Origin of the sequence: Atopobium sp. oral taxon 416, from assembly GCF_018128285.1 — a bacterium.
Classification (GTDB): Bacteria; Actinomycetota; Coriobacteriia; order Coriobacteriales; family Atopobiaceae; genus Olsenella_L.
The window spans coordinates 1,495,466-1,518,675 of sequence record NZ_CP072380.1 but is presented as its reverse complement, the minus strand read 5'-3'; the positions used below and the strand labels follow the sequence as shown (position 1 = coordinate 1,518,675).

Genomic DNA, 23,210 nt, shown 5'->3' with positions numbered 1-23,210 from the left:
GTCAACTCCTTATCCGTCGACCACGCATCCCATATGCGGAACAATGGGGCGACAGAGCTTATAGAGCAGCTCCTGTGCAGGAGCCGTCAGTATTCTGTCCCTGAATGAGACAAAGTCTTCCCGCGCACGCATCCCCTCCTGCAGACGGACCGAGCAGGAAAGATCGGTGTGTCTGGGGGCCTCTGTCATGAGTATATGACGATTCTCGACAAAACCCCTCACATCCAAGAATCCGAACTCTTGAAATATACCCAACCCGGCGGCAATTCCCTGACTGGTAAGGCGTGTTTTTTGGTTGATGAGGCGTACCTGATACAGGAGCTCTTCATCGCTTGCCTCAATCGGCTCTCCACCGGTGGCGCGCCACTGGCCCAACAGGACCTTGTAAAGGTCGACGAGATCAGAGCGTTCCGGGGTCTCTGCAGCGATGATCTGATCGTTCAGGCGCGCATCGCGGGTCGAGAACAGCAGGTCGATCTCCGCAGGTTTCCCGTCGCGGCCGGCACGCCCGCACATCTGGTTGAATTCCACCTCAGAGAAGGGCAGGTGGTAGAGCACCACGTGGCGGATATCCGGGATATTGACACCCTCACCGAAGGCAGAGGTCGCCACGATGCAGGTGAGATCCCCCTTACGGAAGGCCTGTTCCACCTGCGTGCGCTCCCCACGCAGCAGACCTGCGTTGTAGTAGGCAATCTGACCGGCGAGGTCAGAAATAGCGTGACGCAGATAGCGGACCAATTGGACAGTCTGGTCGCGCGAGTTCACATAGACAACGCTCTTCTGGCCGCTTGCCACGATATTGACGAGAGCCGCTTTCTTCTCCCGGGTCTCCCTGAGATCTTGAATGGTGAAGTTGGTGCGGGCGGTCTTGTCGATCAGAATCTGTTTGCGTTCGAGTGAAAGCAGCTTCGCGATCTCCTTGGCCACCGGGTCAGGCGCTGTAGCGGTCGTCGCCAGGCAGGTCGGATGCCCAAAGCTCGTGAGGATCTTCGGGAAGTCCCCATAGGCGCTGCGCTGGCCTGATTTGGCCTCCTGCATATGGTGCGCCTCATCCACCACGACAAAGCCGATGCGGTGTGAGCGGCAGAAGCCCTTACTGTGTAGGGCTAAGAACTCTGGGGTCGTGAGGATGATATCGAGGGAGCCAGCCTGCAGCTGCTCAAAGATATGTCTGCGCTGCTTTGTGGGGGTCGCGCCACTCAGGACTGCAATGCCGATCCCGAGCTTTCCCAGTTCCTCGTCGAGGTGGTAGAACTGATCGTTGACGAGCGCCCGCAGCGGATATACAAAGACTGAAGCTCTGTGCTGCTTGAGCGCGAGCCGTGCAGCATGCACAGTAAAAATCAGGCTCTTACCTCTGCCGGTAGCTATCACGCACAGCGCGGACTGCCCTCGCGAGAGCATCTCAAGCGCCTGCTTCTGGGCCGGCAGCAGTTCGTTATCCCCGATTGCGGTGTGGACGAGCGCTTGAGTCAACTTCTCCTCTGAGAGGGCTTCAAGCTGTTTGCGTATATCCACAGCCTGTGTCCGGACGCGCGGTGCAATCTGCACGCGGACAGTCTTCTTTTCGTCGTGGCTGATCCCCTTCACCTGCGCCTGGAACTGTGCTCCCTTATGCATCCGGGATACGAGCATCGAGGTAATCGATTCATGGAGGTGCCCGGCGACTTGCCCGTCGTCGGTGACAACCTCCAACTTCTTGCTGTGGTTGTCGACGACCTGCAAGAGCTCGCCTGAGTCCAAGGCTACCGAGGCCGCCTGAATATTTCTGGTATAGAGCTTCGTCACAAAGGTTTCGGCGCCCGATACCGCGACTGTCGGACGCACGAGAATCATACCAGCATGTTTCTGGATCCCCTGCAGTTTCTGCTGCGCTTCAGTGAGCCCTACAGGCGCTTTCGGGATGCGGACGACAATGTCTTTCACCATCAGTTTCGGCTTCGTCCGGCCCTGCCAGGTCTCGTTGATCGCGTCGAAGACCAGATCCACCGCTCCCTCATAGCACGCCAACTCTTCGACGTGGGGCGCGTGGAACATGATGGCAGGTATCGAGTTGGTCCCGTCGGTCGCTACAAACCTCAGGTGGTCCCCATTGTTGCCGACGCGGGCTCTCGCCTTCATTGTCACGCCCCGCGCCGCGAAGAGGGGCCGCTTGTTTCCCATACCGAACGGCTGGAGCATCTCCAAGGCTTCGATGCCGGCCTGGTTCGCCTCAGAGAGGCGAATGACGGCAGTGATTTCGCCCTCGTCTTCAAATTGGTCTTCAGGCAGGGCGTCCATGATCTTTTGCATGCGACTGCGGAATTCGTCGAACCGTGAGGCATCCAGCGTTACGCCGACCGCGCCGGCATGCCCGCCGAAGCGGATCAGCATGTCCGCGCACTGTTCAACCGCGTGAAACAGGTCCACGCTGCCGACCGAACGGCCTGAGCCCAGGGCTACCCCATCCTGGATCGTGAAGAGGATCGTAGGCACATGGTAGCGGGCGGTCAAACGGGAAGCCACGATGCCTTTGACACCTTCGTGCCAGCCTTCTCCCCCGACGACGATAATGCGCTCCCCGTGGTAGGTCTCCTTGACCTTTTCGAGCGCCTCGTCGGTCAGCTGTGCCTCGATCTGCCGCCGGTCCTGGTTGATCTGCTCAATCTGCTCCGCCAGTTTGGTGGCTTCCGCCGGATCATCGGTGAGCAACAGCTGGAAGGCGGTATCCGGTGCCCCCATACGTCCCGCCGCGTTGAGGCGCGGGATCAGGGTGAAGGGCAGGTCGTCTGCGGTGAGCTCCGTGAGCGGCACTTTGCACTGCTCTGCGAGTGCGACAATGCCCGGACGGTCGGTCTCAGGAAGACGCTTGATTCCATCTGCGACCAATGCCCGGTTTTCAGGCGAGAGGTCCATCATATCGGAGATAGTACCTAAGGTCGCAAGCATCGTGTAGTGACGCCACAGCTCCGGTTTCCCGACACGCTCCCCCAGCATCTGTACGAGTTTCAGGGCTACGCCGGCTCCCGCCAGATCCCGTGAAGGGCAGCCCTCTGAGAGTTTGGGATCTGCGACGGGCACACCGTTCGGTACCTCATCACCCGGCTCATGGTGATCGGTGATTGCGACATCGATCCCCTCAGCTTTCAGGGCTTCTACCTTCTGCGCGGCGGCGATCCCGTTATCGACCGTGATGATCAGATCCGGCGTTGTGGCTTTCATCAGCCGCTGCAGCGCCTCATGGGAAAGCCCATACCCCTCTCCGAACCGGTTTGGGATGAAGGGGTAGACCTCGGCGCCAAGCGCACGCAGCCCTAGCGTTAGAAGGCAGGTGGCACTCATCCCATCGACGTCGAAGTCGCCAAAGATCGCGATGTGTTCGTTATTTTTAAGTGCCTGCTCCACCAGGTCTGCGACCTCCTCGAGTCCCGGGATCAGGGCAGGATCCTCCCAGTCCCGTTCCAGTGAGGGGGTCAGAAACCGCTTTGCGGCCTCAGGAGTGGTGTACCCGCGCGCCACAAGCGTGCGGGTTACGAGCGACGGAAGCTTGAGCTCCTGTGTAAGCTTCTGTTGACTTTTTTGATCCTGGGAGAGGACCTCCCAGTGTTTGCTGCCGTTTAATCCTGCCATGGGTCGTTAGGCTCCCACACCGGCAGGCTTTTGGTGCCCGTAGCGCTCCTCAAGCTTGTGCCACTTGGGCTCCTTGGCCTTCCACACCACCAGGATCTGTGAGGCGATTGCGAAGCTCGAATAGGTACCCGTGAGCTCACCGATCAGCATTGCGAAGGCGAAGTCGCGCAGCGTTGCACCACCGAGGATCAGCATCGCAACGACCGGGACAATCGAAGTGATCGTCGTGTTGATCGTACGGACAATGACCTCATTGATCGAAAAGTTCGCAATTTGAGCATAGGTGTGGTGCACGCCGTCGTTCAGTCGTTTAGCGTTCTCGTCGATTCGGTTGAACTCAACCACCGTATCGTAGAGCGAGTAACCCATGATCGTAAGGAGGGCTGCCACCACGTTCGGGGTGATCGGAAGCTGTGTCCAGGCGTAGACCCCCAGCGTGATCACCAGGTCATGCAACAGGGCAATGACGGCTGCAATGGACATCTTGAACTCATAGCGGATCGAGACATAGACGATAATGGCGGCAATCGCGACGCCGAAGGCTAAGGTGCTCGAACGGGTCACATCCGCGCCCCAGTCCGGGCCGATCGTCGTGACCTGGTAGGAATTGTCGCTCAGATTGAGGATCTGCGCTGCCTTTGAAGCATGGCCTGCGGCGGTCTCGGGATCGGTGGTGCCGGAACGCACGAGGAAGCCGGCGCTGCCGTCGGTGACCGTGGTCTGTACGGTCGCCTCCCCCTCATCGGACTGTGACAGAGCGTCGCGCATCTGCTCGATCGTGATGGAACCGGTATCTCTGAAGTCAATCTCGGTACCGCCTATGAATTCGATACCGAAGACAAGACCCCGGACGATCATCCCGACGATTGCCAGCGCAATCAGTACGCCGGAGATAATGAAGAAGGCCTTCCGGTGTGCCATAAATCGGATCTCATGCTTGAAATGGCTACGCATGGGCGACACCTCCCTTCACACCCCGTGCGTGTGCTTTCATTTCAGCCTCTTCGAGGTCCTCCGCGATACCCCAGAACTTCGGATTCTTCTGGATCGTACCGCGCGCGAGCAGCCTCAAGGCCGGTGCCTTGAAGCAGAACATCGTCACGATGTCGCAGGCGACGCCCAAAGCCAGGGTCAAGCCGAAACCTTTGACCGTGCCGATTGCAAGGGCAAACAGGGATATCGCAGACACGAGCGTCACGATGTCCGCGTCTAGCGAGGTGCGGATGCCGTGCTTAGCGCCGGAGATGGATGCATTCCGTACGGTCCTTCCCATGCGGATCTCTTCGTGGAAACGCTCTAAGACCAAGATCGAGGAGTCAGCCGCAGAGCCGGTTGTGAGGACCATGCCGGCAAGGCCAGGCAGCGTGAGTGAGAACATTCCGTTGCGTGAAAGGATTGCAAGCAACCCTAAGTAGAGCACTGCAAAGCAGGCCAGGGAGCCCAGCGTCAGGAGGCCTAAGCCGCGGTAGAAGATAAAGAGATAGACCACCACGAGGGCCACGCCGACGACGAGCGCCACAATGCCCTGCGTAAGCGAATCCTGGCCTAGGGTCGGGCCGACCACACGGCTCTCGGAGAAGGTGAGATTCACCGGCAGTGAGCCGGAGTCCAATACGGTCTTTAAGTTGCGTGCATCGTCGAGGGAGAAATTGCCGGAGATGGAGACATTTCCGTCGGTGATCTCAGACTGGACCACCGGGGCGGACTCAATCGTGCCATCGAGCACGATTGCGATCTGGCCATGGGTCGGAGCGAGCTCACGGGTAACGTCCCCGAAGATCTGAGCACCGTTGGAGTTGAAAGAGATATTGACCACATATTGACCATTTTGGGTCTGTTGTACCGAGGTGCTGCCAATGTAGGAACCGTCCATAAAGGGGGTATAGCTCCCCGGCTGCAGCGCAACCTCCCGCTGTCCGGAGCGCAGCTTTAACAGCGCATCCGCATCGCCGATATCGTCGAGGCGGACAAATTCCAGGTGTCCGGCCTGCCCGATCGTGTGGGCCGCGGACTCTGCGTCCGTCGCGCCTGGGATCTGCACCAGGATGGAGTTGGAACCCTGCTGCTGCACCGTCGCCTCAGAGGCCCCGAGTGAATTCACACGGTTCTGCACGATCGTGGTCGCCGCCTGCATCTCGTCGGAGGAAGGCTGCGAGCCGTCGCTTTTGGAGGCGCTTAAGATGATCGAGACGCCACCTTTGATATCGAGGCCCTGGGTGATCGTTTCACTTAAAGGCGTAAAGCCGATAATGCAGGCGACACAGACCGCCGCCAAGACAACTAAGGTGGAGACCCACCGACGGACCTGCGCCGGCATTTTTTCATGGTGCTTTTTCGGACGGTTAGAAGATCGCGCGTGCTTTGCGCTTCCGGCCGATCCCGCTTCTCTCTGGTTCCAGCGGTCAATACCAAAATGAGCGCTGTTGGATCCTTTGTTGCTCATATAGTAAGTTTCTCTTGTGTGGCTGGGTGTATACAGCCTTAAGTCTTTTTTCCAACACTCTATTATAGGAAAACTGCGTTTTTAGACGAAAACCCAATTGTGTCTAGTAGTCCTTCGCTGCCGTGCACGACATCCACTCGTCTTCAAATTCTTTGTATCTACCTGCAAAGATAGCCGTCCGTGCCTGTCGCATCAGCTGCAGCAAAAAGTACAGATTATGCATAGATAGAAGGATTGACCCGAGCATCTCCTGCTGCTTCACCAAGTGGTGGATATAGGCACGGGTGAAACCTTGGATGCAGACCGGACACTCACATAAGGGGTCCAGCGGGCTCTTATCGTGCGTGAACTTGGCGTTCTTCATGTTCATGCGCCCCTCATGGTTAAAAGCCGTACCCATACGGGCAATCCTAGTCGGCAGCACGCAGTCAAACATATCGACACCGCAGCCTACCTCGTGTACAAGCGTCGTAGGGTTGCCGACCCCCATCAGATAACGGGGCTTATCCTTCGGCATGTACTCAGAAACAAGCGGATCCAGGCTCTCATACATCACTTCGTGGCTCTCCCCAACCGAGTAGCCCCCGATCCCGTAGCCGCCAAAGTCGCCGCACTCCTCCAGATGTTTGAGGGAACGCAGGCGCAGGTCCATGTCCATGCCGCCCTGGACAATTCCGAAGAGAGCCTGATCCGGACGGGTGTGCGCCCTGTAACAACGCTCCGCCCAGCTGCTCGAGAGCTCCACCGCGCGCTCGACAAAGGAGCGCTCCGCGGGATAGGGCGTGCACTGATCGAGCTGCATCACGATGTCCGCGCCGAGCTGCTCGGCGATGTGCATGTTCTCCTCCGGCGTCCACTCGATGTAGCGTCCATCGTAGTCGACCGCGCGGAACCTCACTCCGTTATCGGAGAGCTTCGTGAACTGGCCGTGGGAGAAGACCTGAAAGCCACCGGAGTCGGTGAGTGTGGGACGTCTCCAGTGCATGAATTCATGGAGTCCGCCCATCTCCTCGATCAGATCCGCCCCCGGCCGGTTTGCCAGGTGGTAGGTGTTGGCCAGGATGATCTTGGCACCCAGGTGCTCGAGGGTGGAGGGTAAGACCCCCTTGACCGTGGCTTTGGTCCCCACCGGCATAAAGATCGGTGTGGGGATATCTCCGTGCTCGGTATGGATAAGGCCAGCTCGGGCATAGGTGTTGGGATCTTCGGCTTGAATCGTAAAGGTAAAATTCTTGTTGCTCGCCACGATGGTTCAAAGGCCCCTTAGATTAGGATGTGTAGAATTCGCTGTATCCCATCCATTGTGCCACCGCATCCCAACCAATTCCTAAAACATTCGTATCTCCCACAGTTTCGAGACGGTAAGGCAAAAACACGGCAAAAAGAAACAGCTCGATGCTCCTACAAGCACCGAGTTGTTTGTACTGACTGCCCTAAGAGTGCTGCAGAAGTCTCGATTACTTCTCGCCGAAGCCATCGTCGATCAAAGTGACGAGGGTATCGAGTGCCTCCTGCTCCTGTTCACCGTCACAAGAAACCTCTACCTTTGTGCCAGACTGAAGGCCTGCAGCCAAGATCATCATGATTGATTTCGCGTTGACTGGAGCGGAGTCCTTCGTGAGATCCTTAATCGTCACATTGCAAGGGAACTTTTTCGCAGCTGCCACAAACTGAGAAGCCGGACGAGCATGCAAACCGGTTGCATTGACGATGGTCGTACTCTTGGAAACCATAATCTCTCCTTTGGTAACGATTCCTCTATATTGCAGACGCGTGACTGCAATATGAATTTTCTATTACTGTAGCAAATTGTGCAGCAAATATGGCTGGCATTTCAAGAAGGTTTAAAGAAGATGCGTAATTATTTTGTCTAATTCTTGCTTTTGCGTGTGAGATGGGGATCTGAGCGCCCCTACAACAGATTTTCTGTGCAAGAATAGAGAATGCTAGTGTATAGATACACCCGAGGAGCACACGCATGTTCACTGCTTCAAACAAGCATAAAAATGCTGACCATACAACTAACCATACTTCAGACACACCACAAAACACCCAGAAGCACCAGGCTCCTGCCAACAACCATACCAAGGACAGAGGCGAGAAGAACAGCAAGAAGGCCAAGAAACCGAAGAGGAAGTCTTCGATCTTCGGTGGCTACTCTGCCATGCTCAAAGTGCGGGAGGCTTCCAAGGCCCACGCCAATGCCAGAAGCGAGCTCAAGAAGGCCCAGGAGGCGCTTGAGAAAGACCAGAAGGTACTCGATCACCGCCAGAATATCGACAAGAACTTCGACGCTATCATCGACGAGCAGACCGATGAGCGTGAGGAAGCGGAGAAGATCACCAAAGCGCTCGACAAGAAGATGGAAGACATCACCAAAGAGCACGACAAGCTGGCACAGCAGCTCGATGAGATGAAGCAGGAGCATGCGAAGGCCCTTGAGCCGTACAAAAATATGATGGATACGACCAAGAGCCGCGCGGATGACGCCGCCCGTACCTTCAACGAAGCGAAGAAGAATCTCAAGGCGGCCCAGGACGCCTCCAAAGACGCTCAGAATCGGCGGTCGCAGCGCATCCAGACCGCCGATGAAGCGCTGGACAACGCACAAGCACGCGTGAGAAAGCTTGAATCCGACTTAGAGACGCTTAAGGGCAGACCTGACGCCGAAAAAGGCGCCATCGCCAAAATGTCACAGGAGCTCGAGGCCGAGCGTACCCATGTGAAGAATGCCAAGGATGACATCTCTCGCGTGACGGATGAGGCGCAGAAGAGCGTCGACGAGGCGGAGAAGCATGTCTGGAGCCTGCAGCAGATCTATGACACTGCACAAAAGAACGCTGACAACGCGAAGCAAGAAGCCCGGCTGCGCAAACAGGAATACGATAAACACTACCAGAAGTTCCAAACCGAAGAGGCTACTCTCGACAACGCAGTCGTGGAGCAGGAAATGCAGGTGCGTAACGCGAAGAAGGACAAAGGGGAAGCCGAGAAGCGCATCAAAACAGCTCAGGGACTGATCGACGAGGCCACCGACATCCACAACACTCCGGAGCAGACGCAGGCGTTGGCTGAGTCCATCGCGCAGCAACGCGCAGCGATCAAGGCACAGAAAGCCGAAGTAGGACAGCTGTCCCGCACCGAGCGTCAGCTGCGTACGAGCACAAGAAAGCAGCGCTTTGTCTTTATCGCCCTCATAATCATTATCATCGCAATCATTCTCCTAGTTGTCTGGTTCTTCACCCACTAACGTGGAGCATTGAGATCGAAGTATTGAGGGGGACTGAGATTATATTCTCAGTCCCCCTCATGCTCAGTGCTTATAAGCACCGTATCTGCGGACAGAACAAAACATATTCGCTACATAGTTTTCAGACGCTGTCTTCCTCCTTTGCTGGTTGCTCGATCGACTCTCATGGCCTCCTGTCGCTCATGTTTTGTATTACTCTTGGGCTGCCATTACACGCTTGTCCATGGACTCTGAGGGCTTCTACCACAGCTACGGCGCCGACAAGCGCGATCACGAGGAGCGCTTGCGCGGGCGCAGAGGTGTCACTGGTCGTAGGTACGCCTGAGGCGGACCTGACACTCTGAGAGCCTTGAAACTACGAGGCCACAGGGGCTTGAGCGGAACCGGTAGCCTGAGCGGCCGTACCGTTGTTACCCGTAGCTTAACCATGGTTGCCCGTTGTGTCGGAGGCATGAGTTGAGTCATTGGTGGTATCTGTGTCATTCATAGTGTCACCATTGCTGTGTTCGTCAGCAGGGTCTCCCCGCTGTTAGAACCACCGTGGTTATCTCTTGAAGGATTTGCAAGCTAAGCCTGAGCGGCGTTCAGCGCCACCCCAAACTCAGACCATCTCTCAGCAGTGTACTTGTCCGCATCAAGCTTCTCTGCAAGTTCAATGACCGGGGAGAGCACCGAGGTGTTGATTGTTTCATCGGGGCTGTCTGCACGGACAAGTGTTTTCTGCGCTACCTGCACCATCTGAGCTGCGTATCCACAACCTCCTGGGAGGCAGGGCTTTCGGCGACAGAGCGTGCCCGATTGAGGACGACTGAGAACACCTTCCAGCTTGCAGAGTCAAATCCGAAATCGTGTGTAAATTGCCTCATAAGCAAACGCCCCTGCGAGCCGTCACGAAGCGAGCCTCATCCGCCGCTGCGTGCGGGCTATCTCCTCGAGATCCCCCTTCCTCCTCTCATAGCTCCTTGACCGCCGGCAGGTAATACTGTTTGCTCTTGGCGGCCCACCTGTCGTTTCCCTCGATGAGGTAGGTCCCGACGAGCCTTATTAGCGAGCCCTTACTCAAGAACACGCCGAAGCCTTCGCCCGACGTATCCCCTCTGCGTTGAGCCTCTCGAGGTAGTTCGACGTCCTGGTGCAGCTGCGTGTCGCCTGCGGGAGGGCCATGAGCGTCATCGCGTCCTTAAACCCGGCGTCCAGGCGCGCCAGCGCCTCGGGCGCCTCCTCGGCTCAGTCTGCGGTGATCTCGTCGCGGTGTGCCCTGGCCTCCTTAAGCGTGGCGCAGTTGAACATCTCCACGAGCTCTAAGCAAAGGCACGCCCGCAGCCGCTTGGGGGCCGCGTCGGAGACGTTGCGCGAGAAGTGCGCCTGAAAGCGCTGCCAGGGCACGTCGGGGTAGACCTCCTGCAGCTCAGAACACGAGCCCCTCGTAGGCGTCGGAGGTGGACATGCTTGAGCCCGAAAGCCCTCGGGCGCGCAGCGAGGAGAGGAACCTCCCCCCAGGTCTTACGCGACTCGCAGGCCTTAAGCCTAAACCCTATGAGCTCCTTCATCTTGTCCCTGGTCATCCCCATCGCGATCATGAGCGCCATCGGGCAGATCCTGTGGTCGACCCTGACCTTGAGGTGGGTCGCGTCCACCATGACGAACAGCTAGTCGCCCTCGATGTGCCGTATGCGGAACTCCTCGACGGCCCCGTCGAGCGTGGCGCAGGCCTCGGCGACCGTCGAGTCGGGCAAGCCCCTGTCGCAGATCGTCTCCATGAGCTTGCCCACCTTCGCCGTCGATACGCCGCCCAAGACCATCTTCGCCATGGTGGTCACAAGGGCGGCCTCGCTGCGCTTGTAGTTGTCGAACACCCTGGTCTTGAAGGGCACACTGCGCCGCCCTCGTGCCGTTGCGGCTGTCGGCGCGCTCGCAAGCGCCCCGCACCGATCTGCTCGGTCGACTCCGCCCTCAGATCGGCGTTGAGCGACTTTTGCAGCATGAGCTTGAACTCCTCCCCGCTGGAATCTTCGAGCAGCCGCATTATCTCGTCCTGGTTAAGTGTACTATTGATCTGAGCCATGTTCGGGCCTCCAAGTCTTCTTGTTCTCTGGTGATTACAAATGATACTTGTAACCCGAGCCTCTGGCTCGTTCCTCTATTTACACCACTTTACGGACGTGACCGCTTGCAGGGGTGTAATCAGTCTCAACGAGGCTCTCAGCTATGCTGATAACCTCTCCAAGCTGTGCCGTATCAGGTACTGCCGGTACCTCAGGTTGTTTGACAAGCGCCTGTTGTGCACTCGTCAACGCTGCGGCTGCGATATCGACCGCTGTCTACGTGGTGGGATATGCGCACCTGTTTCGCACTTGCAAGCGCATCGGAGATACTGCCCAGCTTGCGTGGGTGCAATCAGGTTCGTTGAGCGTTTCAGCTGAGGCAATTGCACTATCAAGCGCACCAGTATCAATTGTAGGCCCCGGAGCTTTGACCTCGACGGTCACACTGCTGCTTGAGACCATCGTAGCAACGGAACCTTTGGTATAGGGCACAGCCACATGGTAGCTATGCGTTCCGGCATCGCCTGTCAGAGCCGTGAAGCTAGAGCTTGTTGCTCCCTCAATCACCGTATCGTCTTGGTACCACTGATAGGGAACGGTTATGCCTTCAGAAGCTGCTGTGTTGACGGTAAAGGTCAGGCCGTCTGTGTTTTAGTCCACGGTGATATGACTCTCACCCAGGTTGAAGTTGATCTCAGGCAGTGAGTTAAAGCCCAAGGTACCCACCGCGGTGAGCAAGGTAACATCCCTAGCCTCAGCGCACGGAGTCAAGGCGTTTGAGCTAGGGTCCAGCTATAAGCCACATTCCCTTGCTCGCCTGCATCGGTCCGATCGGTCAGAAGTGTCACCGTGCCGTCCGGAAAGGGACTGGACAAAGCGGATCTGTTTGGTTCCATTCACGCTACGGGATACGGTCGCGGTCAGCGTCACAGGGATGCCTTCTACTATCCAGGAATCGACAGTATCAGAGACTGGAGTCTCAGTGCCGTTGTCTATCCGGTTCATAGCAGTCGCCAGGTCTTCTGTATTTTTTGCTCAGCCGTTGTGTCTTGCTTATTATTTTCAGCTGTAGGTGCACTGCTCCAGTTGCTGGTGTCCAGCTGTTCATCAAAAGATTACAGCTCATTGGGGCACTCGGTCCTCAACACCACGCAGTGCACGATGGCATCGTACTGCCAGATGTTGGGATGTTTTTAGGTCCTCTCACGCGTGTCACAGGTGCCGCACTTCCTGTAGCAGACGGAGCATTCCACCGCCTAGCCCTGACGTGTGCCACCCTTACAGGGAGCTTGTCCTACGCTCATCTGCACTTCTTGTACCAGACATTGAAGAGCTCCCATTCGTCCTTAAGCTCCATGGGATCTTTTATTTAAAGAGCCTTGCCGCCAGCATACCTGCCTTAAGCATCCATCTTGCGCCTTAGAACCGAAGCCTTCCGTCGCCAAAATCCTGCTGTCCGAACACCACGTGCTCAAGGGGATGCAGGAGTGCTACCCGCCATAAGTAGCGAAGAGCCATCTTTTGTGCCTGGGGGCAGCTTATGCTTCATGCGTCTCTCTTTCTCCCTGTGGTACCTATGCGCCGATACTCTGGAGGGTGATCGCACATAGCACTACAACGAACGTATGGTTACTGCTCTGAGCGCCTGTGATACAACGTTCGGGCATGTGGGCGTGTCCCTATCCGACTATCGTTCCTCGCAGAACATAGTGAATAGTCACTTATATCTAACTTTCTTCCTACTCTATGGATATTCCCTCCGAATTGATATAAAGTTAGCAACTTCATACTCCTTACATGTATGCAACAACCATGCTTTCGTAATTTCGCAAGAGGCTCTATATAACGAAACCCTCCGAATGCATCAGCATCCCGAGGGCCACTTCGTCACTTCATATGTACAGAGACGCTACTCGATAAACATCGCGTCACCGAAGCTCAGCATTCTGAACTTACGTTGGATCGCGTCCTGGTATGCGTCCATGATCTGGTCTCTGCTCGCAAAGGCGCTTACCAACATCATGAGGGTCGATCTCGGCACATGGAAGTTAGTGATAAGCCCATCCACTACGTGGTAGGTGGAACCCGGCATCAGGTAGAGCGATGTGGTGGCATTCTTGCGGACCACGATGTCACCCTTGCCGGTGACCTTGGCGGAGTCCTTGGCATCCTCAAAGTAGCGGGCGACCACCGGCGGATCGGAGACCGGAACCTCCGGATCGAAGGCTGACTCGAGCGAGCGCACCGAGGTGGTACCAACCGCAATCACGCGGTGGCCGGCTTCCTTCGTCGCATGCACGGCATCCACCACATCCTGGTTCACGTGGTAGCGCTCAGTGTGCATCATGTGCTTGGTCGGGTCGTCCTCCTCAACCAGGCGAAAGGTATCGATGCCGACCTCGAGCTCTACTGTCTTCCACTGGACGCCTTTGTCCTCAATACGCTTGATCAGCTCAGGGGTGAAATGCAGGCCCGCGGTCGGAGCAGCAGCGGAGTGCTCCTCGTGCATCGCGTAGACGGTCTGATATTTTTCCGGATCCCCGTCGTACTGGGTGATATAGGGCGGCAGAGGCACATGGCCGGCTTTGTGCATCGCCTCATCGAGGGTCAGCCCCCCAGCCGGATCAAACCTGACTAGACGTCCTCCGCGGCTATCCTCGACGTAATCGATGATCTCTGCAGTCAGGACGACCGGGGCGCTCATCGGTGCCTGAGTCTCGCCGGCGCGATACTCGATTACAGTACCGGGCTTGAGACGTTTACCCGGATTGACCAGGCACTCCCACACATGGCCCATCGGATCCTTGTCCTCACGGCGCTTCAAGAGCAACGTCTCAGAGACGCCACCGGTCTTCTGTTTGTGGCCGACCAGTCGTGCGGGCATGACGCGGGTCTTGTTGGCTACCAGCAGATCGCCGGGGTTGAGGTAGTCGATAATGTCAGTGAAGACTTTATAGTCATGCTTGCCTGTATCGCGGTGCAGCACAAAGAGGCGGCAGGAATCGCGTTGGTCCGTGGGTTCCTGTGCGATCAGCCCCTGTGGCAGATCGTAATCAAAATCGTCAGTTCTCATATAGTTGTGCTCCTTCAGCAATAAGTGCCCATCTATCCTACAATGGTGCAGCGATCGTGCCAGATTCTGCTTAAGAACTCACGTGCATCACACGTGCACGTGCTTTTTGGTTTTCCGCGTATCCCTGAGCTCGTGGCGAGAAACGCAGGCCTCCACCACGGAAAAGCGGCAGCCGCAGTAGTTCTGTCGATACATGCCGAGTGCCCGTGAATCCGTAACCGAATCAGAATAGTAGGGACGGAAGTCCCTCCAGACGCTGATGAGCCCCGCCTTCTTTGCGGTCGCATCAAGCACTTCATGGCAGGTATCGAAGAGTTGGTAGGGTGAGACCGCTAGCGTGGTAGAGATGTAGCGAAAACCCCGCTCTTTGGCAACCCGGCAGGCTTCACTCAAGCGCAGCGCGTAGCAGGCGCGGCAGCGCTGAGGCCGGTTCATCAGGTTCGGCGCCACAAACTTTTCCCAGGCCTCACGATCATCACCCGCGACGATCACCTCGACATGCGCTACCTCACGGGCCCACTTCTGAAGCACAGCAAGTCGTTTGTCGTGTTCTGCCACAGGCTGGATATTCGGGTTGGTCCAGCAGATCGTCGGCTCAAAGCCCTCTTTGCATAGGTATTTCACCGGCTCGATCGAGCAGGGCCCGCAGCAGGCATGGAGAAGAATAGACGTTCTCATCGAAACCTTTCAACACTTCGTTTCTATAACAACCGTAGCACACCCTACGCCGCATCGTTTTTCTTAAGCAGGCAGCACCCATAGGAGGTATCCCGCACGTGCGTGCACTCGTTGTGTTTCGCAATCGCTTCCACCATCATCCAATCCCCTACGCATCCGGTGAGGTGCAGCGCATCGACGAGCAGGCTCTCTCCCAGAAAGCCGAAGGAAGCGCCAAGTGTAGGCAACGCAATGGCCAAAACGATCGTCGGGGCCATCAGGACTGCAGAGAAAGCTCCTTTGGGCAGGATTGCATCGTCGGTTTTGGTGTAGAGGAAGGCCCAGGTGATTCCAAAGGAGATGTGCGCATGCCCTTGTGAGGCGATCAGGAAGCCCAGCGCGTGGATTCCCTCGTGGGCAGTCAGGCTCACGCACATCACCACCGCGAACCAGATAAAGCCGATCCATCCCTGTATCAGGGCGGTGTGGGTGATCGCACAGATCAGAATCGCGGCTAGAACAGAGGCGACCAACAGGAACTGCGAGGCACGTGAAAGCCGCTCGAGAATATGCCGGTCATGCAAGAGGTCAAACTTCTCGACCACACTGTAGCCCTGTAGTTCACTCACAAATATCGCCGGCTCCCGCTTTGTCTATCCGCCGTTATAATCAAACTTTGTTATGCCTTACAATGGGCATGTTGTATCAGTTACAGATTATGCGTTGAGGATCCATACATGGCAAACAATTCAAATGACACGCAGGTTTCCTTCCCCAAGCGTGTTGTGATCACCGGCGGCATGCCCTACGGCAACAAGCATCTGCACTTTGGCCATGTCGGCGGAATGTTCGTCGAAGCGGATTTCTTTGCCCGGTTCTACCGTGACCGCATCGGCGATGAGAATGTGATCTTTGTCTCTGGCACCGATTGCTACGGCTCCCCCATTATGGAGGGCTATCGCGGGCGCAAAGAGGCAGGCTATACCGGCAGCATCGAGGACTATGTAGAGGAAAACCACAGGTCACAGGCGCAGACCTTAAAGGACTACGGGATCTCCCTCGACCTCTTCTCCGGCTCAGGGCTGGAGCCTGCAAAGCCCTTCCACGCAAAGCTCTCCCGTGAAGTGATCGAGCGCCTTTACCAACGCGGCTACCTCATGAAGTGCTCCACCAAGCAGTTCTACGATACGAAAGCCCACCAGTTCCTGAATGGCCGTCAGGTCGTAGGACGCTGCCCGGTCAAAGGCTGCAAGTCTGAGAAGGCCTATGCGGATGAGTGCGATTTGGGTCACCAGTTTGACCCGGAGGAGCTTATCACGCCGGTGAGTCAACTCACTGGCACCACTCCTGAACTGAGGCCGGTCGAGAACTGGTACTTTAATCTGCCTGCCTTTGCCGACGATCTGAAGAAATTGGTCGATAAGTGGGATAGTGACCCGCAGATCCGTCCGCTCGTCACGAAGACCGTGCGCGAGAGCCTCGAGCCACCCCGCATCTATATCCAGGAGCACTACCAGGAGACTTTTGACACAATCAAGGACAAGCTGCCACCCTTCAAGTACTTTGCCCCTGAAGGGAATCAGAAGTCCTTCTCGATCGTGTTCAACTCCTGGCAGGAGCGTGACGACGCGCGCACCATCCTGGAGGATGCCGATATCCGCTTCCGTACTGGTAAAACCTTGCTCCCTTTCCGTCTCACAGGCAACATCTCCTGGGGTGTCCCCGCACCCGATCTGGAAGATCTGAGAGGGCTGACCCTGTGGTGCTGGCCGGAAAGCCTGTGGGCCCCAATCTCCTTCACGCAGACGCTGTTGGCAACCGCAGCGACCGGGCGCTACAGCTCAACTGACTGGCACGACTGGTGGTGCTCCAAGGACACCAAGGTCTTCCAGTTTATGGGACAGGACAACATCAACTTCTACTGTGTTACACAGCCGGCTCTGTGGGAGGCGCTCGACTGGGGTCTCATTCAAGACACTCCGATTGCGGACTACCACATCTTATTTATGAATAAGAAAGCCTCAAGCTCTGGCAAGATCAAGCCGCCGATGGCAGATGATCTGCTCAACCACTACACCGCGGAGCAGCTTCGCACTCACTGGTTGAGCCTCGCGCTCGACCAAAAGGCCGTGAGTTTCAGCCCGAAGCCCTACGACACCTCCGTGAGCCACACGGACAAGAAGACCGGCGAGCAGATCCTGACCAAAGATGACCCACGCGTCGCGGATCCGGTGCTCAAAGAAAGCGCTTTCCTCACAAACATCTTCAACCGGCTGGCCCGCAGCTGCTTCTACGGCGCAACGAGAGCGTTGGACAACCATCTCCCGTCCGTGGATCCTGAGCCTGAAGTCGTCAAGCGCTGCAATAAAGTCACTGAAGACTTTGAGAAAGCCTGCTATTACTTCAATTCCACGAAGGCGCTGACCATAGCGGAAGACTTCTGCCGTGAGGCCAACAAGCGCTGGACGAAGGAATCAAAAACCGCCAAGGAAGACCCGAAAGGGTATGAACAGGCCCTCTCCAACGCCTTCAGAGCACTCAGAACTGTGACCCTTCTTATGCATCCGGTAGTCCCGAAGGGCTGCGAAGCTATCGCAGAGCACCTCAACATCCCCACAGAGGTCTTCTTCAGCTGGAAGCACGCCGAGGAAGGTCTACCGGAGCTCGTTCAGTACACCGGTGAGAATGTGGAGCAGCACGAGATCACCCCACTGCCGCCACGTTTTGACTTCTTCGAGCGCCACGAAAGCCAACGCTAGCTCACTTATATCCTGAAAATCCTCTGGTCTCAGTTGGGCTTTGAGCTGAGGCCATATTTATCAGCAAAAGGAGTACCGATGCAGATTCCGGAACCTCCCCAAATCCATTTCCCCTCCCCCTATGAGCGCCCGCACACGCCGCTCTCCTTCGCGCAACGTATCGAGCGTCCAGACGGAGCTTTTATTGCAACGTTCGGCTACAACACTGAAAGCGCTGCTCAAACCCCGATCCTGTTCCTGCATGGCAATGGGGAGGACCATGAGATCTTCGGTCCCATCATCGACGCCTGCGTGGAAGTGGGCTATCCGGTCTACGCGCCGGATTCACGTGCTCAGGGTCAGTCGACGCGCGGTACCGCGAAATTGACGTATGAGGTGATGGCGAACGATGCTATAGGGGTGATGGAGGCACTCGACCTCAAACGCTGCCACTTGGTCGGCTTCTCCGACGGAGCGATCGAGGCGCTCCTCATCGTCTCAAAGCATCCGGAGCTTGTCGCCTCCCTCACCTCGATCGGAGCAAACCTTACCCCTGAAGGTGTCAACAACGAGGGATGGGATCCTCAAGCCACCATCCAACGTCTGCTCGATTGGGCTGAGTGGGTCGAGAACCTTCCGAAAGATGGCGCAATTGACCCCACCTTGATGTCCCCCACTGCGCAGGAGGCACGCCAACAGGCAGAGCTTTTGAACCTGATGGAGATCGAGCCGCACATTGATCCGGAGAGCTTGAAGTCAATCTCCTGCCCTACAACGGTGATGGCCGGGCAGTATGACGTTATCAAGCCTGAAGAGACGAAACGCATTGTCGGGGCAATCTCCCAAGCGCAGCTCTTCATCTCGGAGGGTCATGGCCACACGCTGCCCAAAGAGGCACCGGACGACGTGATTGAAGTTGTCCTCAAAACGGTCAAACGGATGCTGTAATCCGGCACTTCCTCTAGTATTGAACTTCACTTTTTCTAGGATATTTGAATAATTCGTTAGGTACCTAGACATCTGATTATTAGGTACCTATAGTTTTCTCCGTACAATAAACGGCGAGAGTCATATGAGGCGGAATATGCAGGATTCACAGTATGAGAAAACGGCTCGGGACTTCTTTAATACAGGCCCCGTTGAACGTCAGTTGCTTGATACATTCGGTTTGATTAACGCGATAATGCACGCATCGTTCACAAGCAGGTCTGGACAGCCCCATGCGCTCCTCAGGCTGCTTGCTAACGGCGGAACGATGACTCAGAAAGATCTGCAGAGCGGAGAGGTTCCCATCAGCTCCGCAGCGCTCTCTGAAACCCTCTCAAAGCTGGAAGCGTGCGGGCTTGTCAAGAGGGAGCGCTCTGAGAAAGACCGACGCCAGATCAACGTGTCACTGACAGAAAGCGGACGGGAAGAGGCAAAACGGTGGGTCAAGCGTAAAACAGCGTTCGAAAGAGAAGCATTTTCGGTTTTGAGCGACCAGGAAAAGAAAGTGTTGCTTGCACTCCTCACACGGGTGAGACTTCATTGGATGGATTTAGCACAGGCACAGAAACGAGAGAAGGTGTAAACAGACGTGAAAGTAAAAGACAGGATTCACGAAGCGGTCAGTGCCGGCACTGACTCGAGTGTGCCTGAATACTCCTATAGAGATATTTTCTCCACGCTGGGCAAATCACTGCGGGAATTCAAGAAGACCTCACTTGCGACCCCCATCATCGTCACAGGCGAGGTTGCGATGGAGTGTGCTATCCCTTTTGTCACCGCTACCCTGATCGACCGGATTGAGGCGGGGGCGCCTATGTCGACCATCGCCCACTATGGGCTGATCCTGGTGATTATGGCACTGGCGTCGCTGGCCTTCGGCACCGGAGCCGGCATCACCTGCTCCATTGCCTCAACGGGTTTCGCCAGGAACTTGCGCCACGATATCTTTCACAAGATTCAGACATTCTCATTCTCAAACATCGATAAGTTCTCGACGAGTTCCTTAGTGACGCGTCTCACAACCGATATCACCAACGTGCAGTTTGCGTTCATGACAATCATCAGGACCGCCGTGCGTTGCCCGCTCCTCGCGATCTTTTCGATCGTGATGGCATTTCTGACCGGTGGCCCCGTGGCGGTCATCTATGTCTTTGTCGCAATCTTTCTGGGCTACGTCCTCTTCAGGCTGATCCTCATCACCACGCCTATCTTCAGGCGCCTGTTCAGAAAATACGATGCGCTGAATGATTCCGTCGAAGAGAATGTCTCCGGCATCCGCGTCGTCAAGTCCTACGTCCGTGAGGACTACGAGCGCAAGAAATTCGGTACCGCTTCGCACAACCTGTACAACGACTTCGTCCATGTCGAGCGGATCATGGCGTGGACCAGCCCGATTATGACTATCTCTATCGATGTGATCTACTGCTTCGTCGTCTACTTCGGCTCCCAGGCGATCGTCTCCAGCCAGGCACAGGCGATGGGCGTGGGGCAGCTTTCATCGCTGATCACCTACGGCTTCTCGATGCTCATATCCCTCATGATGCTCTCGATGGTCTTCGTGATGATCGTGATGGCAGAAGAGAGCTCACGGCGCCTCTGCGAGGTCCTGAAGGAGCAGCCTGATCTGGCTAACCCTAAGAAGGCGATCTATGAGGTGCCCAACGGCTCTGTCGACTTCAACCATGTCAGCTTCGCCTATTCCAAGAAGGCGGACCGCATGGCCTTAAAGGATATCGATCTGCACATCAACAGCGGTGAGTTCATCGGCATCATCGGCGGTACCGGCTCCTCAAAGTCCACGCTAATCCAGCTGATCAGCCGCCTCTACGATGCGACCGAAGGCTCCGTCTTCGTCGGCGGCCACAACGTGAAGGACTACGATATCAAATCCCTTCGTAACCAAGTGGCAGTCGTGCTGCAGAGGAATGTCCTCTTCTCAGGTACCATCAAGGACAATCTCAGATGGGGCAATCCGAACGCGACCGACGAGCAGATGCTTCAAGCCTGCAAGACAGCACAGGCAGACGAGTTCATCCGGCGCTTCCCGGATAAGTATGACACCTACATCGAGCAGGGCGGCACCAACGTCTCCGGCGGTCAGAAGCAGCGCCTCTGTATCGCCCGCACACTCCTGAAGAACCCCAAGATCCTGATCATGGATGATTCCACGAGCGCCGTCGACACCAAGACCGACCGTTTGATCCGTGAGGGCTTCAAGCATTACATCCCCTCAACGACCAAGATCATCATCGCCCAGCGCACCTCCTCCATCGAGGATGCGGACCGCATCGTGGTGATGGACGAGGGGCACATCAACGACATCGGGACCCACGAGCAGCTGTTGAGACGGAACAAGATCTACCGCGAGGTCTATCTGACGCAGAACAAGCAGTCCCACGATCAGAACCGCGCGGCGCTCAAAGAAGCAGTCGCCCATACCAAACAGACCGAACAACACACAGGAGAGGAGGACTAGGACATGGCTGAGACACAAAATGCAAAAGATACCGCCAAACACACAAAACGTCACCACACCCTGAGAAGAGTGCTCAGCATGATCTTCCACTACTACCCTGCTTATACGACCATCATCGTTATCTGCATCATTGCAACCTCGCTGATCTCCTCGCTGCCCTCGGTCTTTCTGCAGCAGGCCATCAACATCATCGAGCAGTTTGTCAAAACCGGTGATTGGAGCACGGCGCAGCCGCAGATCGCCCGTGTCGTAATCACGCTCATCTTGTGCTACCTGGTGGCTTTGGTCTGCAACATCACCTACACCCAGCTCGGCGCTATCGTTAACCAGGGCACCTTGGATAAAGTGAGGCAACAGATGTTCAGCCACATGGAGTCCCTGCCGATCCGCTATTTCGACACGAACAAGCACGGCGACATCATGTCCCACTACACCAACGACGTCGATACGCTGCGCCAGTTCATCGGCCAAGCGCTGCCGAGTATATTGATGACGGTCGTAGCGATGATATCGGTCCTCTTCATCATGCTCTGGTACTCTGTGCCCCTGACCATCGTCGTGTTGGTCCTCGTGGGGCTCATGATGTGGCTCACCGATGTGCTCGGCAGCCGTTCTGCCCGCTACTATCTGGAGCAGCAGCGCTCAATCGCAGACGTCGAGGGCTTCGCCGAAGAGTCCATGAACGGCCAGAAGGTCGTCAAGGTCTTCACCCATGAGGACGCTATCGAAAAGGATTTCGATAAGGTTAACGAGCAGCTCTTCCAAGCTGCAAAGACCGCAAACATGTACGGCAACACCTTAGGCCCGGTTCTCATGAACGTCGGCAACCTCGCCTACGTGGTCGTCGCGATCTTCGGCTCCATGTTCCTGGAGGCTGGCATCGCGAACCCCTCCATTTCCGGCATGGCGCTCAACATCTCGATCGTCGTCTCCTTCTTGAACCTCACGAGGCGCTTCTCCGGCTCCCTGGGCCAGATCTCCCACCAGATCAACTTCGTGGTTATGGGCCTTGCGGGCGCCGAGCGTATCTTTGCCCTTGAGGACGAAGAGCCTGAGCAGGATAACGGTTACGTCACCTTGGTTAACACCAAGAAGGGCAAGGACGACAAGCTCGTCGAGAGCAAAGAGCACACCGACTCCTGGGCCTGGAAGCACCCCCATGACAACGGCACGATCGACTACCGCGCCCTGAAGGGCAAAGTGGACCTCTACGATGTGGACTTTGGTTATGAGCCGAATCACTTAGTCCTGCACAACATCACGATCCACGCGAAGCCAGGCCAAAAGGTCGCTTTCGTCGGCTCCACCGGTGCAGGCAAGACGACGATCACCAACCTGATCAACCGATTCTACGATATCGATGACGGCAAGATTCGCTACGACTATATCAACATCAACAAGATCAAGAAGGCGGACCTGCGCCGCTCACTGGGTATGGTCTTGCAGGACACCAACCTCTTCACCGGTACCGTTATGGACAACATCCGCTACGGCCGCCTGAACGCAACCGATGAGGAATGCATCGCCGCGGCAAAGCTCGCGGGTGCGGACTCCTTCATCGGACGTCTGCCTGACGGCTACAACACGATGCTGCACGACAACGCAGAGACGATCTCACAGGGCCAGCGTCAGCTGCTCTCGATCGCCCGCGCCGCGGTCGCAGACCCACCGGTCATGATCCTCGATGAGGCAACCTCCTCCATCGATACCCGTACCGAGCAGATCGTCCAGAAAGGTATGGACGCATTGATGGAAGGCCGTACCACCTTCGTTATCGCCCACCGCCTCTCTACAGTTAGAAACTCCGACGTGATTATTGTTCTCGATCATGGCCGTATCATCGAGCAAGGCACCCACGATGAGCTGATCGCTAAGAAAGGTACCTACTACCAGCTCTACACCGGAGCCTTCGAGCTCGAATAGTTATCC

Annotated in this window: 19 protein-coding genes and 1 pseudogene; 6 read left to right on the top strand and 14 right to left on the bottom strand. The window is 56.3% G+C overall.

What is annotated here, in order from left to right; genetic code table 11:
• Positions 1 to 9: 9 nt before the first annotated feature.
• The 5 genes from recJ to J4859_RS08060 form a co-directional block, all read right to left on the bottom strand.
• Positions 10 to 3,612 (bottom strand): single-stranded-DNA-specific exonuclease RecJ, encoded by a 3,603-nt coding sequence (gene recJ, locus J4859_RS08080; protein ID WP_212328796.1) that lies wholly within the window; start codon positions 3,610 to 3,612, stop codon positions 10 to 12.
• 6 nt (positions 3,613 to 3,618) lie between these two features.
• Positions 3,619 to 4,566 (bottom strand): protein translocase subunit SecF, encoded by a 948-nt coding sequence (gene secF, locus J4859_RS08075; protein WP_212328794.1) that lies wholly within the window; start codon positions 4,564 to 4,566, stop codon positions 3,619 to 3,621.
• Complete coding sequence (secD, locus tag J4859_RS08070) at positions 4,559 to 6,055, bottom strand: protein translocase subunit SecD (protein ID WP_212328781.1); 1,497 nt, start codon at positions 6,053 to 6,055, stop codon at positions 4,559 to 4,561. Before secD ends, secF begins: the two co-directional genes overlap by 8 nt.
• 103 nt (positions 6,056 to 6,158) lie before the next feature.
• A complete protein-coding gene (gene tgt, locus J4859_RS08065; RefSeq protein WP_371812008.1) occupies positions 6,159 to 7,301 on the bottom strand; it encodes a tRNA guanosine(34) transglycosylase Tgt in 1,143 nt (380 codons plus the stop codon).
• A gap of 211 nt (positions 7,302 to 7,512) precedes the next feature.
• On the bottom strand, positions 7,513 to 7,788 hold the full coding sequence (locus J4859_RS08060; protein WP_212328778.1) for an HPr family phosphocarrier protein: 276 nt from the start codon (positions 7,786 to 7,788) through the stop codon (positions 7,513 to 7,515).
• A 245-nt stretch (positions 7,789 to 8,033) separates the two neighbouring features.
• On the opposite strand from J4859_RS08060, the gene J4859_RS08055 reads away from it, so the two are divergent.
• Positions 8,034 to 9,305 (top strand): hypothetical protein, encoded by a 1,272-nt coding sequence (locus J4859_RS08055; protein WP_212328776.1) that lies wholly within the window; start codon positions 8,034 to 8,036, stop codon positions 9,303 to 9,305.
• 567 nt (positions 9,306 to 9,872) lie between these two features.
• Here J4859_RS08055 and J4859_RS08050 read toward each other — a convergent pair.
• From J4859_RS08050 to J4859_RS08005, 9 genes and pseudogenes are all read right to left on the bottom strand, one after another.
• The gene (locus J4859_RS08050; RefSeq protein WP_212328774.1) at positions 9,873 to 10,043 is read right to left on the bottom strand and encodes a hypothetical protein; all 171 of its coding nucleotides are present in this window, start codon (positions 10,041 to 10,043) and stop codon (positions 9,873 to 9,875) included.
• Positions 10,031 to 10,171 (bottom strand): hypothetical protein, encoded by a 141-nt coding sequence (locus tag J4859_RS08045; protein ID WP_212328772.1) that lies wholly within the window; start codon positions 10,169 to 10,171, stop codon positions 10,031 to 10,033. Before J4859_RS08045 ends, J4859_RS08050 begins: the two co-directional genes overlap by 13 nt.
• 361 nt (positions 10,172 to 10,532) lie before the next feature.
• A complete protein-coding gene (locus J4859_RS16910; RefSeq protein WP_256436691.1) occupies positions 10,533 to 10,691 on the bottom strand; it encodes a hypothetical protein in 159 nt (52 codons plus the stop codon).
• A 161-nt stretch (positions 10,692 to 10,852) separates the two neighbouring features.
• Positions 10,853 to 11,125 (bottom strand): annotated as a pseudogene (locus tag J4859_RS16905) (transposase); the annotation flags it as partial.
• A 324-nt stretch (positions 11,126 to 11,449) separates the two neighbouring features.
• The gene (locus J4859_RS08025; RefSeq protein WP_212328765.1) at positions 11,450 to 11,599 is read right to left on the bottom strand and encodes a hypothetical protein; all 150 of its coding nucleotides are present in this window, start codon (positions 11,597 to 11,599) and stop codon (positions 11,450 to 11,452) included.
• 543 nt (positions 11,600 to 12,142) lie between these two features.
• Complete coding sequence (locus J4859_RS08020; protein WP_212328763.1) at positions 12,143 to 12,355, bottom strand: hypothetical protein; 213 nt, start codon at positions 12,353 to 12,355, stop codon at positions 12,143 to 12,145.
• Between the two features lie 904 nt (positions 12,356 to 13,259).
• The gene (gene queA, locus J4859_RS08015) at positions 13,260 to 14,423 is read right to left on the bottom strand and encodes a tRNA preQ1(34) S-adenosylmethionine ribosyltransferase-isomerase QueA (protein WP_212328755.1); all 1,164 of its coding nucleotides are present in this window, start codon (positions 14,421 to 14,423) and stop codon (positions 13,260 to 13,262) included.
• Between the two features lie 87 nt (positions 14,424 to 14,510).
• Positions 14,511 to 15,101, bottom strand: a complete 591-nt coding sequence (locus tag J4859_RS08010; protein WP_212328753.1) for an epoxyqueuosine reductase QueH — start codon at positions 15,099 to 15,101, stop codon at positions 14,511 to 14,513.
• A 44-nt stretch (positions 15,102 to 15,145) separates the two neighbouring features.
• The gene (locus J4859_RS08005) at positions 15,146 to 15,709 is read right to left on the bottom strand and encodes a DUF3267 domain-containing protein (protein WP_212328751.1); all 564 of its coding nucleotides are present in this window, start codon (positions 15,707 to 15,709) and stop codon (positions 15,146 to 15,148) included.
• 108 nt (positions 15,710 to 15,817) lie between these two features.
• Here J4859_RS08005 and J4859_RS08000 point away from each other — a divergent pair, with 108 nt between their 5' ends.
• The 5 genes from J4859_RS08000 (at position 15,818) to J4859_RS07980 (ending at position 23,204) form a co-directional block, all read left to right on the top strand.
• The gene (locus tag J4859_RS08000) at positions 15,818 to 17,839 is read left to right on the top strand and encodes a class I tRNA ligase family protein (RefSeq protein ID WP_212335028.1); all 2,022 of its coding nucleotides are present in this window, start codon (positions 15,818 to 15,820) and stop codon (positions 17,837 to 17,839) included.
• A 78-nt stretch (positions 17,840 to 17,917) separates the two neighbouring features.
• On the top strand, positions 17,918 to 18,766 hold the full coding sequence (locus J4859_RS07995) for an alpha/beta fold hydrolase (protein WP_212335026.1): 849 nt from the start codon (positions 17,918 to 17,920) through the stop codon (positions 18,764 to 18,766).
• A 136-nt stretch (positions 18,767 to 18,902) separates the two neighbouring features.
• Positions 18,903 to 19,388 (top strand): MarR family winged helix-turn-helix transcriptional regulator, encoded by a 486-nt coding sequence (locus J4859_RS07990; protein WP_212335024.1) that lies wholly within the window; start codon positions 18,903 to 18,905, stop codon positions 19,386 to 19,388.
• A gap of 84 nt (positions 19,389 to 19,472) precedes the next feature.
• Positions 19,473 to 21,281 (top strand): ABC transporter ATP-binding protein, encoded by a 1,809-nt coding sequence (locus J4859_RS07985; RefSeq protein ID WP_212335206.1) that lies wholly within the window; start codon positions 19,473 to 19,475, stop codon positions 21,279 to 21,281.
• A gap of 3 nt (positions 21,282 to 21,284) precedes the next feature.
• The gene (locus tag J4859_RS07980; RefSeq protein ID WP_212335022.1) at positions 21,285 to 23,204 is read left to right on the top strand and encodes an ABC transporter ATP-binding protein; all 1,920 of its coding nucleotides are present in this window, start codon (positions 21,285 to 21,287) and stop codon (positions 23,202 to 23,204) included.
• Positions 23,205 to 23,210 lie beyond the last annotated feature (6 nt).

What these genes read in the sequence shown, in the direction of transcription:
- J4859_RS08050 (WP_212328774.1), bottom strand. Translation starts at nt 10,043, where the DNA reads ATGGTGCAGGTAGCGCAGAAAACACTTGTCCGTGCAGACAGCCCCGAT.
- secF (WP_212328794.1), bottom strand. Translation starts at nt 4,566, where the DNA reads ATGCGTAGCCATTTCAAGCATGAGATCCGATTTATGGCACACCGGAAG.
- J4859_RS07980 (WP_212335022.1), top strand. Translation starts at nt 21,285, where the DNA reads ATGGCTGAGACACAAAATGCAAAAGATACCGCCAAACACACAAAACGT.
- J4859_RS07990 (WP_212335024.1), top strand. Translation starts at nt 18,903, where the DNA reads ATGCAGGATTCACAGTATGAGAAAACGGCTCGGGACTTCTTTAATACA.
- J4859_RS08000 (WP_212335028.1), top strand. Translation starts at nt 15,818, where the DNA reads ATGGCAAACAATTCAAATGACACGCAGGTTTCCTTCCCCAAGCGTGTT.
- J4859_RS08055 (WP_212328776.1), top strand. Translation starts at nt 8,034, where the DNA reads ATGTTCACTGCTTCAAACAAGCATAAAAATGCTGACCATACAACTAAC.
- recJ (WP_212328796.1), bottom strand. Translation starts at nt 3,612, where the DNA reads ATGGCAGGATTAAACGGCAGCAAACACTGGGAGGTCCTCTCCCAGGAT.
- J4859_RS07995 (WP_212335026.1), top strand. Translation starts at nt 17,918, where the DNA reads ATGCAGATTCCGGAACCTCCCCAAATCCATTTCCCCTCCCCCTATGAG.
- queA (WP_212328755.1), bottom strand. Translation starts at nt 14,423, where the DNA reads ATGAGAACTGACGATTTTGATTACGATCTGCCACAGGGGCTGATCGCA.
- secD (WP_212328781.1), bottom strand. Translation starts at nt 6,055, where the DNA reads ATGAGCAACAAAGGATCCAACAGCGCTCATTTTGGTATTGACCGCTGG.
- J4859_RS08010 (WP_212328753.1), bottom strand. Translation starts at nt 15,101, where the DNA reads ATGAGAACGTCTATTCTTCTCCATGCCTGCTGCGGGCCCTGCTCGATC.
- J4859_RS08020 (WP_212328763.1), bottom strand. Translation starts at nt 12,355, where the DNA reads ATGAACCGGATAGACAACGGCACTGAGACTCCAGTCTCTGATACTGTC.
- J4859_RS08045 (WP_212328772.1), bottom strand. Translation starts at nt 10,171, where the DNA reads ATGAGGCAATTTACACACGATTTCGGATTTGACTCTGCAAGCTGGAAG.
- J4859_RS08060 (WP_212328778.1), bottom strand. Translation starts at nt 7,788, where the DNA reads ATGGTTTCCAAGAGTACGACCATCGTCAATGCAACCGGTTTGCATGCT.